The sequence below is a fragment of the Tardiphaga sp. 20_F10_N6_6 genome, assembly GCF_052076045.1.
GTDB classification, from domain to species: domain Bacteria; phylum Pseudomonadota; class Alphaproteobacteria; order Rhizobiales; family Xanthobacteraceae; genus Tardiphaga; species Tardiphaga robiniae.
Genome location: NZ_CP197239.1, coordinates 1,635,869 through 1,653,344, shown reverse-complemented (window position 1 = coordinate 1,653,344; position 17,476 = coordinate 1,635,869). Strand labels below are relative to the sequence as shown.

The window sequence follows — 17,476 nt, the reverse complement described above, 5'->3', positions numbered from 1 at the left end:
CCGGGCGTCCGCACCCAGCCGGGACGTGGGGCAGGGTGTGTGGCTCTAAAGAATTTCGAATTTGCTGCTGATGGCGATCGGCACGCGAGGAGAAGACGATGAACCAAGAAATTATGAATCTCTTCAATCCGACGACTCCGGCTCAGGTCTTCGACCAGATCCGGATCTCGATTGCGTCCCCGGAGAAGATTCTGTCGTGGTCCTACGGCGAGATCAAGAAGCCGGAAACCATCAATTACCGTACCTTCAAGCCCGAGCGCGACGGCCTGTTCTGCGCCCGCATCTTCGGGCCCATCAAGGATTACGAGTGCTTGTGCGGCAAGTACAAGCGCATGAAGTACAAGGGCATCATCTGCGAGAAGTGCTCGGTCGAAGTGACCCTGTCGCGCGTCAGACGCGAGCGCATGGGCCACATCGAACTAGCCGCTCCGGTTGCGCACATCTGGTTCCTGAAGTCGCTGCCGTCGCGCATCGGCCAGTTGCTGGACATGACGCTCAAGGATCTCGAGCGCATCCTGTATTTCGAATACTACGTCGTTCTCGAGCCGGGTCTCACCGCGCTCAAGGACCGTCAGCTGCTGTCTGAAGAAGAATATCTGAAGGCGCAGGACGAATACGGCCAGGACTCGTTCACCGCGATGATCGGTGCCGAGGCGATCCGTGAACTGTTGAAGGGTCTGGAGCTCGAGAAGCTCGACGAGCAGCTGCGCGTCGAGATGAAGGAGACCGAATCCGACATCAAGCACAAGAAGCTCGCCAAGCGCCTGAAGATCGTCGAGGCCTTCCGCTATTCCGGTAACAAGCCGGAGTGGATGATCCTCACGGTGGTGCCGGTGATCCCGCCGGATCTGCGTCCGCTGGTGCCGCTGGATGGCGGCCGCTTCGCGACGTCGGATCTGAACGATCTGTATCGCCGCGTCATCAACCGTAACAACCGCTTGAAGCGTCTGATGGAGCTCCGCGCGCCGGACATCATCATCCGCAACGAAAAGCGCATGCTGCAGGAGGCCGTCGACGCACTGTTCGATAACGGCCGCCGTGGCCGTGTCATCACCGGCGCCAACAAGCGTCCGCTGAAGTCGCTGGCTGACATGCTGAAGGGCAAGCAGGGTCGTTTCCGTCAGAACCTGCTCGGCAAGCGCGTCGACTATTCGGGCCGTTCGGTCATCGTCGTCGGTCCGGAACTGCGTCTGCATCAGTGCGGCCTGCCGAAGAAGATGGCGCTCGAACTGTTCAAGCCGTTCATCTATTCGCGTCTCGACGCCAAAGGTCTGTCCACCACGGTGAAGCAGGCGAAGAAGCTCGTTGAAAAAGAACGTCCCGAGGTCTGGGACATCCTCGACGAGGTCATTCGCGAACATCCCGTGCTGCTGAACCGCGCGCCGACGCTGCATCGTCTGGGCATCCAGGCGTTCGAGCCGGTGCTCATCGAAGGCAAGGCGATCCAGCTGCATCCGCTGGTCTGCTCGGCCTTCAACGCCGACTTCGACGGCGACCAGATGGCCGTGCACGTTCCGCTGTCGCTTGAAGCGCAGCTGGAAGCACGCGTCCTGATGATGTCGACCAACAACATCCTGCATCCGGCGAACGGTCAGCCGATCATCGTGCCGTCGCAGGACATCGTGCTGGGTCTGTACTACCTGTCGACCATGCGTGCGGGTCTCCCGGGCGAAAACAAGCTGTATCGTGAGATGGCGGAGATCGAGCATGCGCTGCATGCAAAGGTCATCCACCTCCACACCAAGATCAAATACAGCTGGTCCGGTCTCGATGCGGATGGCAAGCCGGTCACGCGCATGGTGGAAACCACTGCCGGTCGTGCGATGCTCGGTCAGGTTCTGCCGAAGTCGCCGAAGATGCCCTTTGACGTCATCAACAAGCTGATGACCAAGAAGGAAATCTCGGGCGTCATCGATCAGGTCTACCGTCACTGCGGTCAGAAAGAGACCGTGATCTTCTGCGATCGCATCATGGCGCTCGGCTTCTACAACGCGTTCAAGGCGGGCATCTCGTTCGGCAAGGACGACATGGTCGTGCCGGGTTCGAAGTGGAAGATCGTCGACGCCACCCGTGCGTTCGCGAAGGACTTCGAACAGCAGTACAATGACGGTCTGATCACCCACGGTGAGAAGTACAACAAGGTCGTCGACGCCTGGTCGAAGGCGGGTGAAGAAGTCGCCAAGGAGATGATGAAAGAGATCTCCTCGGTGAAGAGGAATGCGGCTGGTGAAGAAGCCCAGATCAACTCGATCTACATGATGGCGCATTCCGGTGCCCGTGGTTCGCCGGCCCAGATGCGTCAGCTCGGTGGTATGCGCGGCCTGATGGCCAAGCCGTCGGGCGAGATCATCGAAACGCCGATCATCTCGAACTTCAAGGAAGGTCTGTCGGTTCTCGAATACTTCAACTCGACCCACGGCGCTCGTAAGGGCCTCGCGGACACCGCGTTGAAGACCGCGAACTCGGGCTATCTGACCCGCCGTCTCGTCGACGTGGCGCAGGACTGCATCATCACGCAGACCGATTGCGGCACCAATCTCGGCATCAAGATGCGCGCCATCATCGACTCCGGCTCGGTGGTCGCATCGCTGGCGTCGCGTATCCTCGGTCGTTCGGCCTGCGAAGACATTCGCGATCCCGCGACCAACAAGGTGCTGATCAAGCGCAACACGCTGATGGAAGAGAAGGACGTCGATCTTCTCCAGCAGGCCGGCATCCAGGAAGTGAAGATCCGTTCGGCTCTCACTTGCGAACTGGTCAACGGCATCTGTGGCACCTGCTACGGCCGCGATCTGGCCCGCGGCACGCCCGTCAACCACGGTGAGGCCGTCGGCGTCATCGCGGCGCAGTCGATCGGCGAGCCCGGCACGCAGCTGACGATGCGTACGTTCCACATCGGCGGCGCGGCGCAGCTCAACGAGCAGTCGGTGATCGAGTCGAACTTCGACGGCAAGATCACGATCAAGAACGAGAACATCGCCAAGAACGGCGAAGGCCACATGGTTGCAATGGTGCGCAACATGGTCATCGCCATCTCTGACGCCGATGGCACCGAGCGTGCGACGTACCGTATCCAGTACGGTGCTCGCGTTCACGTCGCCAACGGCGACATGATCAAGCGTGGCCAGCGTATTGCGGAATGGGATCCGTATTCCCGTCCGCTGCTGACCGAAGTCGACGGCACGATCGGGTTTGAGGACCTGATCGACGGCCAGTCGATTACGGAAACGCTCGACGAGTCGACCGGTATCGCCAAGCGCGTCGTTACCGACTGGCGTTCGTCGCGTGGCGGTGCGGACTTGCGTCCGGCTATCGTCATCAAGGGCAAGGACGGCAAGGTCCTCAAGCTCGCACGTGGCGGCGACGCCCGTTACATGCTATCGCCCGACGCCATTCTGTCGGTCGACGTCGATGCCAAGGTGACCTCGGGTGACATTCTTGCCCGTGTCTCGATGGAAAGCGCGAAGACGCGTGACATCACCGGCGGTCTGCCGCGGGTGGCCGAACTGTTCGAGGCGCGCAAGCCGAAGGACGCGGCGATCATCGCGGAAATCGGCGGCACCATCCGCTTTGGACGCGACTACAAGAACAAGCGTCGCATCTCGATCGAGCCGCTCGACAAGAACGAGGAGACCCGCGAGTACCTCATTCCGAAGGGCAAGCAGATCCATCTGCAGGACGGCGACATCGTCGAAAAGGGCGATTACATCGTCGAAGGCAATCCGGCGCCGCACGACATTCTGGCGATCAAGGGCATCGAGGAACTCGCTGCCTATCTGGTCAACGAAATCCAGGAAGTTTACCGGTTGCAGGGCGTGCTCATCAACGACAAGCACATCGAAGTGATTGTCCGTCAGATGCTGCAGAAGGTCGAGATTACCGATCAGGGCGAGACCGACATGATCTCGGGCGAGCAGATAGACAAGATCGAGTTCGACGCGCTGAATCTGAAGGCGAAGGAAGAAGGCAAGAAGATCGCGACCGGAAACCCTGTGCTGCTGGGCATCACCAAGGCCAGCTTGCAGACCCGTTCGTTCTTCTCGGCAGCGTCGTTCCAGGAGACCACGCGCGTGCTCACCGAAGCTGCCGTCAACGGCAAGGTGGACCCGCTCGAAGGCCTCAAGGAAAACGTCATTGTCGGCCGTCTGATCCCGGCCGGTACCGGCGCCTCGATGGCGAAGATCCGCGAAGTCGCAATGAAGCGCGACAAGATGATCCTCGACGAGCGCGAGAAGCAGGCGGCGATCGTGCCGTCGGCTCCGGCAGAAGAACCGCTGATGCTGCCGTCGGCCGAGTAATCGGACCGGGCAGACTTAAGAAACGAAAGGGCCGGCGCAAGCTGGCCCTTTCTCGTTTTGATCTGTTCATTCGGTTGGTAACGGAGAGCGGTCAGATGACATGCGATATTCGGCCGGCTCAAGCCGGCGATGCAGCAGGTATCAGCCGCGTCATCATCCGCGCGCTGCGCGAAACCAATGCGAAGGATTACACGCCCGATATCATCGCGCGCGTTGAACTCAGTTTCAGCTCGGCGGCTGTCGAACGATTGATCGACCAGCGCGATGTGTTCGTTGCCGAGATGGACAATCGTGTTGTCGGCACGGCGAGCCTGGATGGGCAGACCCTGCGGACCATGTTCGTCTTGCCGGACGTGCAAGGGCGCGGCATCGGCCGTTTGCTGGTGCAGCGGATCGAGAGGGTCGCCCGCGAACGACAGCTTGCGATTCTGACGGTTCCGGCGACGGTCACCGCAGAGGCTTTTTACGCGAGACTGGGCTTCACGGCCGTTCGCGAGGCCTATCACGGTGAGGAGCGGACCATCGTCATGGAGCGTGTCTTGTCGCCGACCAACTGACCTGCCACTGCAGATCACATCAATGCCATGGAAAAGGCCGGCGAAAGCCGGCCTTTTTCGCGTCTGACGTGTGTTGCGGCGCACTACATGCTTTTGTTCATCTTTCCTTCAGCTGAAAAATGTTTTCACTTGGAGGGGGTTAGCGCGAGTCGACGGGGTCGACGGGCCAGCCTTGCAGCGTCAGCGGATTCCGCTTTGGCTGGGAATACGTTACATCGACCGTTGCCGGATATTGCCGCCGGCAAACACGACGCGTGAAAGAAACCTATGCTTGATCTAGCAATTGTTGGTGGTGGTCCAGGCGGCCTGATGAGCGCCTGGTATCTCAAGAAGAAGCTCGGCGATCTCTGTCGTGTCACCATCTACGAGGCGTCCGACCGCGTCGGCGGCAAGATTCTCACGCGCAAGTTCGATACAGCGCCAGCCATGTACGAAGCTGGCGTTGCGGAAATCTACGATTACTCGATGACCGGGCCGGATCCGCTGCGCGAGCTGATCCAGCATTTCGGCCTGCAGACCATTCCGATGGATGCCGAGCAGGTGCAGCTGGACGGCGAGCTGCTCAACGACGTGCCGGGCATGCGCAAGAAATACGGCGCCAAGACCGCAGCCGCCATTGAAGCCTTCCGCAAGAAGTGCGCGAGCATGGTGTCGCCGATCGAATATTACGAAGGCGTCGGTTCGCACGACAACGAACACCCATGGGCATGGATAAATGCCGAGGAGCTGCTTGATAAGGAAGTCAGCGATCCCATTGCCAAGCGCTTCCTGAAGGTGATGGCGCGCTCCGACATCGCGACCGAGACGCACAACACCAACGGCCTCAATGCGCTGAAGAACTTCGTGATGGATGTCGATGGCTATATCGGCCTCTATTCGATCCAGAACGGCAACGAGCAGCTGATTTCCTGCCTGCAGTCGGAAGTCGATGCCGACATCCGGCTCAATCACCGTGTGCTCAAGGTCGGCAAGACCGAGCAGGGCCGCTATCAGCTCGACATGATGAATGGCAAGGGGCCGGACACCCGCGACTTCGATCTCGTGGTGATGTGCCTGCCGCATTCATGGCTGGCGACCATGCGCTGGGACGGCGAGCAGCTGCGCAAGTCGATGGTCAAGCACGTCGCTTACTTTGACCGCCCGGCGCATTATCTCCGGATCTCGCTGCTGTTCGACACGCCGTTCTGGGGCGAGCAGATTCCCGGCGCCTGGTTCATGTCGGAAGCCTTTGGCGGCTGCTGTGTCTATAACGAGGGCGCCCGCCACGATGTAGGCAAGCACGGCGTGCTGAACTGGCTGGTGCCAGGCTCCGACGCGCTGGCCTTTGCCAACCTCACAGACGATGAGTTGATCGATGCCGCGCTGAAGTCGTTGCCGGTCTCGTTTGGCGATGCGCGCGAGCATCTGCTGGAAGGCAAGATCCATCGCTGGCTGTCGTCGGTCAATGCGATCCCCGGCGGCATGCCGGTGCGCGACGTCATGACCAATCACCGGCCGGAGCCGAAGGATCATCCGGGCCTCGTTGTGGTCGGCGACTATCTGTTCGACTCGACGCTGAACGGTCTGCTCGACTCCTCGGATGCGGCCACCGACATCATCCTCACCGAGATGATGCGCCTGCGCCGCGCGCAGGGTCAGAATGGTACGACGATCTCCGACAAGATCGATCGCGACTATTTCCAGAATTATCGCGGCGTCGGTCCCTACAGCGAGGTCTGGAGCCAGTTTACCGACCCGGCCTATCTGACAAATCTCATCAAGATCGTCTGGGGCCGCGCCAAGGGCTACAAGCTGCTGGTCGCCGGCTCGGCATCAGGCGAACTGGTCGGCGCGTTGCGTGCCAGGGGGATCGACGCCTGGGGTGTCGAGAACAACAAGGCGATCCACGCCAGGACGCCAAAGGCGCTGCAGAAGTTCAACAAGCTCGGCTCGATCACCGATCTGCCCTTCAAGGCCGGGCAGTTCGATTTCGTGTTCGAGACCAGCCTGTGTCACGTGAGCGACAAGCAGGTGGTGACGGCCGTGCAGGAGCTCAACCGCGTCGTGAAGACCGGCCTCGTGTTCGGCTCGGTCACGTCCGACATGGCGCCGGCGGTGATCGATCGCTATGACCTGCTGCGCGGCGTCAAGAAGCTCGGCACCTGGTGGGAATGGTCGGAACTGTTCTTCGGCAACGGCTTCGACCTGTCGATGCATCGCCGCGACTGCACCGAGGCGGTGTGGGAAGCCACACTGGCCGCCGGCAAGGGACCGGGCCACTGGTATGCCGACGCGGACAGCCTGCGCTACTCGTTCTTCGACAAGGTCGATGCCGAGGATTGATCTTTGGCATCCGCCTTCGGTTGCTTTGCCGAGGACATTCTGATCGCATAGGATCATTGCCGTGGCTGTCCGGGCCGCTTCATTGATTCTTGCGGTCGAAGGACCGTGCAGCAACGGTTCGTTCCATGGCGTCGAAGCCACCTCCAAAGCCTCCATCTGACGACAAGAACGCGGCCGAGCCGGCCACGCCGCTCGATGACAAGTTTGCGCTCCCGGTTGGCGCTGCCGCCGCTTCGGTTCCCAGCACGAAACCGCCGGCTGTCGAGAAGACGGCAAAAGCCAAGCCTGCCGTCGATGATGACGACGAGGATGAAGACGACGAGCTCGATGACGATGATGACGAGGAACTGGTCGTCTTCACCGCGCGCGAGGCCGCCGGCGCCTTCGGGACGGTCTATCGTTTCACGCGGCCGTTGCTCGGCAAGTACCGCAAGTTGCTTGGCTTCGTTGGCTTCGGCGTTCTGGTCGAGACGCTGTTCAACGTCATCATGCCGCTCAGCCTCAAATATCTGATCGACGACGCGCTCGGCGAGGAAGACTTCGACGCGCTGTTCAAGATCCTGTCGGTGCTGGCCGTCGCCGGCATTGTCACGTCGATCGTTGCGATCTGGTACGAGCGCTGGGACGCCAAACTGGCAGCCTCGATCATCACGGACGTCCGCTCGCGTCTGTTCGATCACGTGCAGGATCTGCCGTCGGCCTATTTCGCCCGCACCAAGCGCGGCGAGATCCTGTCTCGCTTCTCGATCGATCTGTCGTCTTTCGAGACGGCCATCAAGAGTTTCGCCAACAGCGCATTGCTGCCGTTCCTCGAACTGATCGCCGGCATCGGACTGATGCTGTATCTGAACTGGCAGCTTGCCGCCGTCGCGCTATTGATTTTCCCGATCACACTGATCGGCCCGCGCATCCTGACGCCGAAGGCCGTGCAGGCCAATTACGACCAGAAGCTCAGCGAAGCGTCCGTGCTCGGCATGGTGCAGGAAAACATCGCGGCACAGGCGGTGATCAAGGCCTTCAGCCTGCAGCGGCGTACCATGGGCTGGTTCCGGCTACGCAACAACGAAACGCGCGACAGGATCGCGGCGGCGACCTTCCTGTCGACCATGGTCGAGCGCTCGGTCACCGTCTCGGTGTTGCTGCTGCATTTGGTGGTGCTGGCGATCGGCGCCTATCTCGCCACCAAGGGCCAGATCACGGTCGGTACCTTCGTCACCTTCGAAAGCGCGTTCTGGGAGGTGTCCTACAACATCGCCCACGTCATGCATTTCATCCCGGTGTCGATCCAGGCAGCGGCGGCCGTGCGGCACATGGAGGAGATGCTCGACGAGCCGACACGCGGCGCCGACAAGCCCGGCTCACCGGAGCTGCCGCGCATCGTCAACGACATCACGTTCGATCGCGTCTCGTTCAAGTATGAGAACAGCCAGCAGCCGGTGCTCGACAATCTCAGCCTCAAGATCAATGTCGGCAAGACCGTCGCCATTGTCGGCCCATCCGGTTCCGGCAAGAGCACGTTGCTGAACCTGATCCTGCGGCTCTATATGCCGGACGAGGGCAGGGTGACCATTGACGGCGTCGATATCCGCAAGATCACGCGCGAGTCCCTGCGCGGACACATGGCCGTGGTGTTCCAGGAGAACATGCTGTTCAACATGTCAATCCGCGAGAACATCCGGCTCGGCAAGGAAGGCGCCACCGACGAGGAAGTCGAGCAGGCGGCGCGCAAGGCCGAGATCCATCGCTACATCATGAGCCTTCCGGACAAATACGACACCCAGGTCGGCGAGCGCGGCGATACGCTATCCGGCGGCCAACGCCAGCGCATTGCGATCGCGCGGGCCGTCGTCCGCAATCCGTCGGTGCTCCTGCTGGATGAGGCGACATCCGCCCTCGACCAGACAACCGAGGCGGCGCTCAACAAGACGCTGTTCAAACTCGCCAAGGGCCGCACCCTGATTTCGTCGACGCACCGGCTGGCCGCCGTGGTGGATATGGACGAAATCATCGTCATCAATGGCGGCAAGGCGATCGAGCGCGGCTCGCACAAGGAGCTGCTGGCGCTGAACGGTACCTATCGCCAGCTCTGGGACGACCAGCGGCACAGGTCATCTGCCAGCGACGATGATGATGACGACGACGAGTGAGCGCATCTGAAGATGTGTGAGGCGGTCATCCCGCCGTTCGCAGCAAGCCCGCCGCGAGCTGGCGGAAAGCCTCGACAGCTTTCGCAAGGACCGCGTGGGGATCGTCGGCGGCAGCGATCCAGAGGGCGGCGTTGAGCGCCGCGCCATTGATCAGACGGGCCGCCGCTTCGGCATCGACAGGCTTGACCGTTCCATCGTCGATCAGCCGTTGAATCGCCTGTGTTGTTGTGCGCAGACAGGCAGTTTGGTTCGGCCATTGCGAGGGATCGCCGAGCACGGCGGGGCCATCCAGCAGCATGATGCGCTGGATCTCCGGCTCGAGGGACATTTCGATATAGGCGACGCCCTCGTTGAGAAACCCGTCCCATGCGGTGTCCGCCTGGCCGCGGGCAGCGCGCATCCGTGCCAACATTTCCGCGTCGATCTGATCGATGACGGCCTGCAGCAAACCCTTCTTGTCGCCGAAGTTGTGATAGAGCGCGCCGCGCGTCAGGCCGGCTTCGGCGGTCAGATCGTCCATCGACGCGGCCGCATAGCCTTTGGCGGCGAAAGCCGTCCGGGCCGCCCGGATGAGCTTGGCCCGGGTTTCCTCCACCATTTCTGCACGCCGTCTCGCGACCACTGTCATCTCTGCAAAGTAACATACGCGCTGTATGCGTATTGACATACGAGGCGTATGCCTGAATATTCTGACATACGGAGCGTATATAATCTTTGAACAGGACTGACACCATGACCAAACGCGACGCGATTTTCCCGGCCGGCCGGCAGCCGCTTTACGAGATTAACCGGTATTCGGCGGCGATACGCTCGGGCGATCTCTTGTTTGTCTCCGGCCAGGTCGGCAGCCGGGAAGATGGCTCACCGGAGCCGGTTTTTGAAAAGCAGGTCCAGCTGGCATTCGATAACCTCGCGGCCGTGCTGAAGGCGGCAGGTTGCACGTTCGACGACGTGGTTGACGTCACCACCTTCCACACCGACCCGGCCACCCAGTTCGCGGCGGTCAATGCCGTCCGATTGGCCGTGATTGGCGAGCCGCCTTACCCGAATTGGACCGCGGTCGGGGTCAACTGGCTGGCGGGCTTCGATTTCGAGATCAAGGTTATCGCACGCATCCCTGTATCCGCCTGATTGGCTGGTCGCGAGTGTCGGGTGGGGTGGGCTGTGTCCCTCTCCATTCGGCCCCTGGTAATATTTGCTGCTGATCGATGCTGGCCCGGTGTGTCGATTCGGGACGCGGTACGGTTTGCATCGGATGCGAGTCGGCGGGGCAGGGCGCAAAAAATCCGCAACCCAGGCGATTCTCTTTCATCAAACTGCAACGAATCCGAGTCGCGGATTCTTTCGTGGATGACATGGCGGGCGTCGAAATCGCGTATGTTCTGTCATGATCCACATGCTAGAAGATGCAGTGCGAGAAGCGTTTCTTTCATCGCGCTTTGTTGTTGACTTGGGTATCCCCTGCGGATACAACCCGGCCATTCAACGACAGGCGGTGAGCTTCGCCAGTGTCGGAACGGATCACCCGGTCGGCTTTTCGGAGCTGATTGGGCACCAACCTCGACCAAGAAGCTCAAACGCTGTCGCTATATCAAGGCAATGCCAAAACGACGTTTGTCTCCTGAGAGACTTCTCTCCTGAGATTAAATTCGAATGCATGACCTCGGTGCAGACCTGAAGACATAAGTCTGGCGGTCATGATCGCGGTCCTCTGTGGCGTTAAGCGCTTTCCGTTCAGCAATGAATGGTTGGCGTGATTTCGTTTTGCGTGAAGCTTTTCACGTGATGCGAACCGTGGGGCAGGTTGCTCCGAGTGATTTTGAGGAAGCCGTTACGGCTTCGAGCGAACTAAAGGGTGAAGGCTGACATGCCGACGATCAACCAGCTGATCGCTACTCCGCGCGCAATTCAGAAGTCGCGCAAGAAGGTTCCTGCGCTGCAGCAGTCGCCGCAGAAGCGCGGCGTTTGCACGCGCGTCTACACGACGACTCCGAAGAAGCCGAACTCGGCGCTTCGTAAGGTTGCCAAGGTGCGTCTGACCAATGGCTTCGAAGTCATCGGTTACATTCCGGGTGAAGGTCATAACCTTCAGGAGCACTCCGTGGTCATGATCCGCGGCGGTCGCGTCAAGGATTTGCCCGGCGTTCGTTACCACATCCTCCGCGGCGTGCTGGATACCCAGGGCGTCAAGAACCGTAAGCAGCGTCGTTCGAAGTACGGCGCGAAGCGTCCGAAGTAAGCCGGGGTCTGATCGATGTCTCGTCGCCATTCTGCTGAAAAGCGTGAAGTTAACCCGGATCCGAAGTTCGGGAACGTCATCGTCACCAAGTTCATGAATTCGATCATGTATGACGGCAAGAAGTCTGCCGCCGAAACCATCGTTTACGGTGCTTTCGAAATGATCGAAGCGAAGACCAAGCAGGGTCCGCTCGGCGTGTTCGAGCAGGCTCTGGAAAATGTGATGCCGACGATCGAAGTTCGTTCGCGTCGCGTCGGTGGCGCCACCTATCAGGTGCCGGTTGAAGTCCGCAGCATTCGGCGCCAGGCGCTGGGCATTCGCTGGCTGATCACCGCTGCGCGCGCTCGAAACGAGAAGACCATGACCGAGCGTCTCTCGGCTGAGCTGCTCGATGCGTCGAACAACCGTGGTAACGCCGTGAAGAAGCGGGAAGACGTGCACAAGATGGCGGAAGCCAATCGCGCATTCTCGCACTATCGCTGGTAACGGCGAAACTCCGGAATTTAAGGAACATCCCATGCCTCGCGTACATGCCATTGAGGACTACCGTAACTTCGGTATCATGGCGCATATCGATGCCGGTAAGACGACAACGACCGAGCGCATCCTCTATTACACCGGCAAGAGCCACAAAATCGGCGAAGTGCACGAAGGTGCCGCGACGATGGATTGGATGGAGCAGGAGCAGGAGCGTGGCATCACCATCACGTCCGCTGCCACCACTGCATTCTGGAATGGCCATCGCCTGAACATCATCGACACCCCCGGCCACGTCGACTTCACGATTGAAGTCGAGCGTTCGCTGCGCGTGCTCGACGGCGCCGTGTGCGTTCTCGACTCCAACCAGGGCGTCGAGCCGCAGACCGAAACCGTCTGGCGTCAGGGCGACAAGTACAAGGTTCCGCGGATCGTTTTCGCGAACAAGATGGATAAGACCGGCGCTGACTTCTACAAGTGCCTGCAGGACATCATCGACCGTCTCGGCGCGAAGCCCGTTGCGATCCAGCTGCCGATCGGCGCTGAGAACGACTTCGTCGGCATGGTCGATCTCGTGATCATGAAGGCCTATATCTGGAACAACGAGGCCCTCGGCGCGAAGTACGAGACCGTCGACATTCCGGCTGACCTGGTCGAGAAGGCCAAGGAATATCGCGAGAAGCTGCTCGAAGCCGCCGTCGAACTCGACGATGAGGCGATGACTGCTTACCTCGACGGCACCGAGCCGGACGAGGCGACCCTCAAGCGTCTGATCCGTAAGGCCGTGCTGACTGGCGCGTTCTACCCGGTTCTCTGCGGCTCGGCCTTCAAGAACAAGGGCGTGCAGCCTTTGCTCGACGCGGTTGTCGATTATCTGCCGTCGCCGGTTGACGTTCCTGCCATCAAGGGTACGGACGAAGACGGCAACGAGATCCTCCGCAAGGCGGACGACAAGGAGCCGTTGGCTCTGCTCGCATTCAAGATCATGGACGATCCGTTCGTCGGCACCATCACGTTCTGCCGCATCTATTCGGGTGTTCTGCAGAGCGGCACCGGTGTCGTGAACTCGACCCGTGAGAAGAAAGAACGTATCGGCCGCATGCTGCTGATGCATGCGAACAACCGTGAAGACATCAAGGAAGCCTTTGCCGGCGACATCGTCGCTCTGGCTGGCCTCAAGGAAGCCCGCACCGGTGACACGCTTTGCGATCCGGACAAGCAGGTCATTCTCGAGCGCATGGAATTCCCGGAGCCGGTGATCGAAATCGCGATCGAGCCGAAGTCCAAGGCCGACCAGGAAAAGCTGGGCGTCGCTCTGGCGAAGCTCGCTGCAGAAGATCCGTCGTTCCGCGTGTCGACCGACCACGAGTCCGGCCAGACCATCCTGAAGGGCATGGGCGAACTCCATCTCGACATCAAGGTCGACATTCTGCGCCGTACCTACAAGGTCGACGCGAATATCGGCGCACCGCAGGTGGCGTTCCGTGAGAAGATCACGAAGCGCGCTGAAGTCGACTATACCCACAAGAAGCAGACCGGTGGTACCGGCCAGTTCGCCCGCGTCAAGTTCGTGGTCGAGCCGGGCGAGCCGGGTTCGGGCTTCGTGTTCGAATCCAAGGTCGTCGGTGGTTCGGTTCCGAAGGAATACATCCCCGGCGTCGAAAAGGGGCTCAACAGCGTCATGACCTCGGGCGTGGTCGCGGGCTTCCCCGTGGTCGACGTTCATGTCCAGCTGGTTGACGGCGCCTATCACGACGTCGACTCGTCGGCACTGGCCTTCGAAATTGCTTCGCGCGCGGCACTCCGCGACGCGCTGCAGAAGGGCAAGTCCGTTCTGCTCGAGCCGATCATGAAGGTCGAATGCGTGACCCCGGAAGACTACACCGGTTCGGTCATCGGCGACTTGAACTCGCGGCGCGGTCAGATCCAGGGTCAGGACATGCGCGGCAACGCCAACGTCATCAACGCGATGGTGCCGCTCATGAACATGTTCGGTTACGTGAACACGCTGCGCTCGATGAGCCAGGGTCGTGCAACGTTCTCGATGTCATTCGATCACTACGCGGAAGCGCCGGCCAATGTGTCGGCAGAAGTCCAGAAGAAGTTTGCCTGATTGTCGTTAGCGACAGTTGACGACTAAACGGAGAGAGTCATGGCCAAAGCAAAATTTGAACGTAACAAGCCGCACTGCAATATTGGTACGATCGGTCACGTTGACCACGGCAAGACGTCGCTGACGGCGGCGATCACGAAGGTGCTGGCAGAGACGGGCGGTGCCACGTTCACCGCTTACGACCAGATCGACAAGGCGCCCGAGGAAAAGGCCCGCGGCATCACCATTTCGACCGCGCACGTCGAATACGAGACCGCCAACCGGCACTACGCCCACGTCGACTGCCCCGGCCACGCCGACTATGTGAAGAACATGATCACCGGCGCCGCGCAGATGGACGGTGGCATCCTGGTCGTGTCGGCCGCTGACGGCCCGATGCCGCAGACCCGCGAGCACATCCTGCTCGCCCGCCAGGTCGGCGTGCCCGCGCTGGTCGTGTTCCTGAACAAGTGCGACATGGTCGATGATCCGGAACTGCTCGAGCTCGTGGAAATGGAAGTGCGCGAACTGCTCTCGAAGTACGACTTCCCGGGCGACGACATTCCGATCATCAAGGGTTCGGCGCTGGCCGCTCTCGAAAACTCGGACCAGAAGCTCGGTCACGACGCCATTCTCGAACTGATGAAGAATGTCGACAGCTACATCCCGCAGCCGGAGCGTCCGGTTGACCAGCCGTTCCTGATGCCAGTGGAAGACGTGTTCTCGATCTCGGGCCGTGGTACGGTCGTGACCGGCCGCGTCGAGCGCGGCATCGTCAAGGTCGGCGAGGAAATCGAAATCGTCGGCATCCGCGCCACGCAGAAGACGATCTGCACCGGCGTTGAAATGTTCCGCAAGCTGCTCGATCAGGGCCAGGCCGGCGACAACATCGGCGCGCTGCTGCGCGGCACCAAGCGTGAAGACGTCGAGCGCGGCCAGGTGCTGTGCAAGCCGGGTTCGGTGAAGCCGCACACCAAGTTCAAGGCCGAGGCTTACATCCTCACCAAGGAAGAGGGTGGCCGTCACACGCCGTTCTTCACCAACTACCGTCCGCAGTTCTACTTCCGCACCACCGACGTGACCGGTGTGGTGCATCTGCCGGAAGGCACCGAAATGGTGATGCCGGGCGACAACATCGCCATGGAAGTGCACCTGATCGTGCCGATCGCGATGGAAGAAAAGCTGCGCTTCGCCATCCGTGAAGGCGGCCGCACCGTCGGTGCAGGCGTCGTCGCTAGCATCATCGAGTAAGGACGCGAACAGGAAGTCGTGAGTAGCGGGTCTCGCTACTCGCTACTCGCAACAACCATTCGCTTTCAAAGAAAGACACGGCAATGAACGGCCAGAATATCCGCATTCGTCTCAAGGCGTTCGATCATCGTATCCTCGATGCATCGACCCGTGAGATCGTAAGCACCGCGAAGCGCACGGGTGCACAGGTCCGTGGACCCATCCCGCTGCCGACGCGCATCGAGAAGTTCACGGTCAACCGTTCGCCGCACGTCGACAAGAAGAGCCGCGAGCAGTTCGAGATGCGCACTCATAAGCGTCTTCTCGATATCGTCGATCCGACCCCGCAGACAGTCGATGCTTTGATGAAGCTCGACCTGGCCGCCGGTGTCGACGTCGAGATCAAGCTCTAAGTATTTAGGTCCCGTCCGGTCAAACGGACAGAAAGAACAGGAAGCACGCCGATGCGCTCCGGAGTGATCGCACAAAAGGTCGGGATGACCCGGGTCTTCACAGACGCCGGTGAACATATCCCTGTGACCGTGCTCAAGCTGGGTAACTGCCAGGTGGTTGGCCACCTCACCAGCGAGAAGAACGGTTACGTCGCGCTGCAGCTCGGATCGGGCTCGCGCAAGACCGTGTATTTGCCCAAGGCTGAACGCGGCCAGTTCGCGGTCGCCAAGGTTGAACCCAAGCGGAAGGTCGCGGAATTCCGCGTGTCGGAAGACGCGCTGATCCCGGTCGGCGCCGAGATTCAGGCAGACCACTTCGTGGTTGGCCAGTTCGTCGATGTCACCGGCACCTCGGTCGGTAAGGGCTTCGCCGGTGGTATGAAGCGCTGGAATTTCGGCGGTCTTCGCGCCACGCACGGTGTGTCGGTTTCGCATCGTTCGATCGGTTCGACCGGTGGTCGTCAGGATCCCGGCAAGACCTTCAAGAACAAGAAGATGCCCGGTCACATGGGTGTCGATCGTATCACCACGCTCAACCTGCGCGTCGTGCAGCTTGATGTCGAGCGCGGCCTGATCCTCGTCGAAGGTGCCGTTCCCGGCTCCAAGGGTGGCTGGATTTCGGTTCGCGATGCGGTGAAGAAGGCTCTGCCGAAGGACGCGCCGAAGCCCGGCAAGTTCAAGCTGGCAGGAGAGGGTGCGACCGTTGAAGCACCTGCGGCCGAGCAGGAAGGAGCGTGAGATGAAACTGAACGTCACCACGCTTGAGGGCAAGGACGCCGGCTCGATCGAGCTGTCGGATGCCATCTTCGGTCTCGATCCGCGCGCCGATATCATCCAGCGTTGCGTCAACTGGCAGCTCGCAAAGCGCCAGTCGGGCAACCACAAGGCCAAGGGTCGCGCCGAAATCTGGCGCACCGGCAAGAAGATGTACAAGCAGAAGGGCACCGGCGGTGCTCGTCACGGTTCGGCTCGCGTTCCGCAGTTCCGCGGCGGCGGTCGTGCCTTCGGTCCGGTCGTTCGCTCCCATGCGTTCGATCTGCCGAAGAAGGTCCGTGCACTCGCGCTGAAGCATGCTCTGTCGGCGAAGGCCAAGGACGGCGGCTTGATCGTGATCGAGAACGCCAACCTGGAAGCCGCCAAGACCAAGGCTCTGCTCGGTCACTTCTCGGGTCTCGGCCTGACCAATGCGCTGATCATCGATGGCGCCGAGGTTCATGTCGGTTTCGCTCAGGCGGCCCGTAACATTCCGAACATCGACGTGCTGCCGATCCAGGGCATCAACGTCTATGACATTCTGCGTCGTCAGAAGCTGGTTCTGACCAAGGCGGCGCTTGATGCGTTGGAGGCGCGCTTCAAATGAAGAATATCGACCCGCGCCATTACGACGTGATCGTCGCCCCTGTGGTGACGGAAAAGGCCACTGTCGCTTCTGAATTCAACAAGGTTGTTTTCAAGGTCGACGGCAAGGCCACCAAGCCGCAGATCAAGGAAGCCGTCGAAAAGCTGTTCGACGTCAAGGTAAAGAGCGTGAACACGCTGGTTCGCAAGGGCAAGACGAAGATCTTCCGTGGCAACCTCGGTTCACAGTCGAACGTCAAGCGTGCGATCGTGACCCTCGAAGAGGGCCACCGCATCGACGTTACGACCGGACTGTAAGGGCGA

At 60.5% G+C, this 17,476-nt stretch carries 14 protein-coding genes; 13 read left to right on the top strand and 1 reads right to left on the bottom strand.

Going from position 1 to position 17,476, the window contains the following annotated elements:
* The first annotated feature begins 98 nt into the window (after positions 1 to 98).
* The 4 genes from rpoC to AB7813_RS07935 all read left to right on the top strand — a co-directional run bounded on the left by rpoC (position 99) and on the right by AB7813_RS07935 (position 9,324).
* On the top strand, positions 99 to 4,298 hold the full coding sequence (gene rpoC, locus AB7813_RS07950; protein ID WP_093762211.1) for a DNA-directed RNA polymerase subunit beta': 4,200 nt from the start codon (positions 99 to 101) through the stop codon (positions 4,296 to 4,298).
* A gap of 95 nt (positions 4,299 to 4,393) precedes the next feature.
* Positions 4,394 to 4,855 carry a GNAT family N-acetyltransferase gene (locus tag AB7813_RS07945; RefSeq protein WP_439083235.1) on the top strand — a complete coding sequence of 154 codons (462 nt, stop codon included), beginning with the start codon at positions 4,394 to 4,396 and terminating at the stop codon, positions 4,853 to 4,855.
* Positions 4,856 to 5,122: 267 nt separating this feature from the next.
* Complete coding sequence (locus tag AB7813_RS07940) at positions 5,123 to 7,177, top strand: FAD-dependent oxidoreductase (protein ID WP_175365589.1); 2,055 nt, start codon at positions 5,123 to 5,125, stop codon at positions 7,175 to 7,177.
* Positions 7,178 to 7,302: 125 nt separating this feature from the next.
* Positions 7,303 to 9,324 (top strand): ABC transporter ATP-binding protein, encoded by a 2,022-nt coding sequence (locus AB7813_RS07935; protein ID WP_439083236.1) that lies wholly within the window; start codon positions 7,303 to 7,305, stop codon positions 9,322 to 9,324.
* Positions 9,325 to 9,349: 25 nt separating this feature from the next.
* Here AB7813_RS07935 and AB7813_RS07930 read toward each other — a convergent pair whose 3' ends face one another.
* On the bottom strand, positions 9,350 to 9,946 hold the full coding sequence (locus AB7813_RS07930; RefSeq protein ID WP_441227968.1) for a TetR/AcrR family transcriptional regulator: 597 nt from the start codon (positions 9,944 to 9,946) through the stop codon (positions 9,350 to 9,352).
* 110 nt (positions 9,947 to 10,056) lie between these two features.
* On the opposite strand from AB7813_RS07930, the gene AB7813_RS07925 reads away from it, so the two are divergent.
* The 9 genes from AB7813_RS07925 to AB7813_RS07885 all read left to right on the top strand — a co-directional run bounded on the left by AB7813_RS07925 (position 10,057) and on the right by AB7813_RS07885 (position 17,470).
* A complete protein-coding gene (locus tag AB7813_RS07925; protein ID WP_439064216.1) occupies positions 10,057 to 10,455 on the top strand; it encodes a RidA family protein in 399 nt (132 codons plus the stop codon).
* 736 nt (positions 10,456 to 11,191) lie between these two features.
* Positions 11,192 to 11,563, top strand: coding sequence for a 30S ribosomal protein S12 (gene rpsL, locus AB7813_RS07920; protein ID WP_068731626.1), 372 nt, complete (start codon positions 11,192 to 11,194; stop codon positions 11,561 to 11,563).
* 15 nt (positions 11,564 to 11,578) lie between these two features.
* On the top strand, positions 11,579 to 12,049 hold the full coding sequence (gene rpsG / locus AB7813_RS07915; protein ID WP_068731502.1) for a 30S ribosomal protein S7: 471 nt from the start codon (positions 11,579 to 11,581) through the stop codon (positions 12,047 to 12,049).
* Positions 12,050 to 12,080: 31 nt separating this feature from the next.
* Positions 12,081 to 14,153: an elongation factor G gene (fusA, locus tag AB7813_RS07910; RefSeq protein ID WP_089268268.1), complete on the top strand. Its 2,073-nt coding sequence runs from the start codon at positions 12,081 to 12,083 to the stop codon at positions 14,151 to 14,153.
* 39 nt (positions 14,154 to 14,192) lie between these two features.
* Complete coding sequence (gene tuf / locus AB7813_RS07905; RefSeq protein ID WP_184517871.1) at positions 14,193 to 15,383, top strand: elongation factor Tu; 1,191 nt, start codon at positions 14,193 to 14,195, stop codon at positions 15,381 to 15,383.
* Between the two features lie 83 nt (positions 15,384 to 15,466).
* A complete protein-coding gene (rpsJ, locus tag AB7813_RS07900; protein WP_013166261.1) occupies positions 15,467 to 15,775 on the top strand; it encodes a 30S ribosomal protein S10 in 309 nt (102 codons plus the stop codon).
* A gap of 51 nt (positions 15,776 to 15,826) precedes the next feature.
* A complete protein-coding gene (rplC, locus tag AB7813_RS07895; RefSeq protein WP_068731496.1) occupies positions 15,827 to 16,552 on the top strand; it encodes a 50S ribosomal protein L3 in 726 nt (241 codons plus the stop codon).
* Position 16,553: 1 nt separating this feature from the next.
* Positions 16,554 to 17,174, top strand: coding sequence for a 50S ribosomal protein L4 (gene rplD, locus AB7813_RS07890; RefSeq protein ID WP_120291944.1), 621 nt, complete (start codon positions 16,554 to 16,556; stop codon positions 17,172 to 17,174).
* Positions 17,171 to 17,470, top strand: a complete 300-nt coding sequence (locus AB7813_RS07885) for a 50S ribosomal protein L23 (RefSeq protein WP_068731492.1) — start codon at positions 17,171 to 17,173, stop codon at positions 17,468 to 17,470. Before rplD ends, AB7813_RS07885 begins: the two co-directional genes overlap by 4 nt.
* The last annotated feature ends 6 nt before the right edge of the window (positions 17,471 to 17,476 follow it).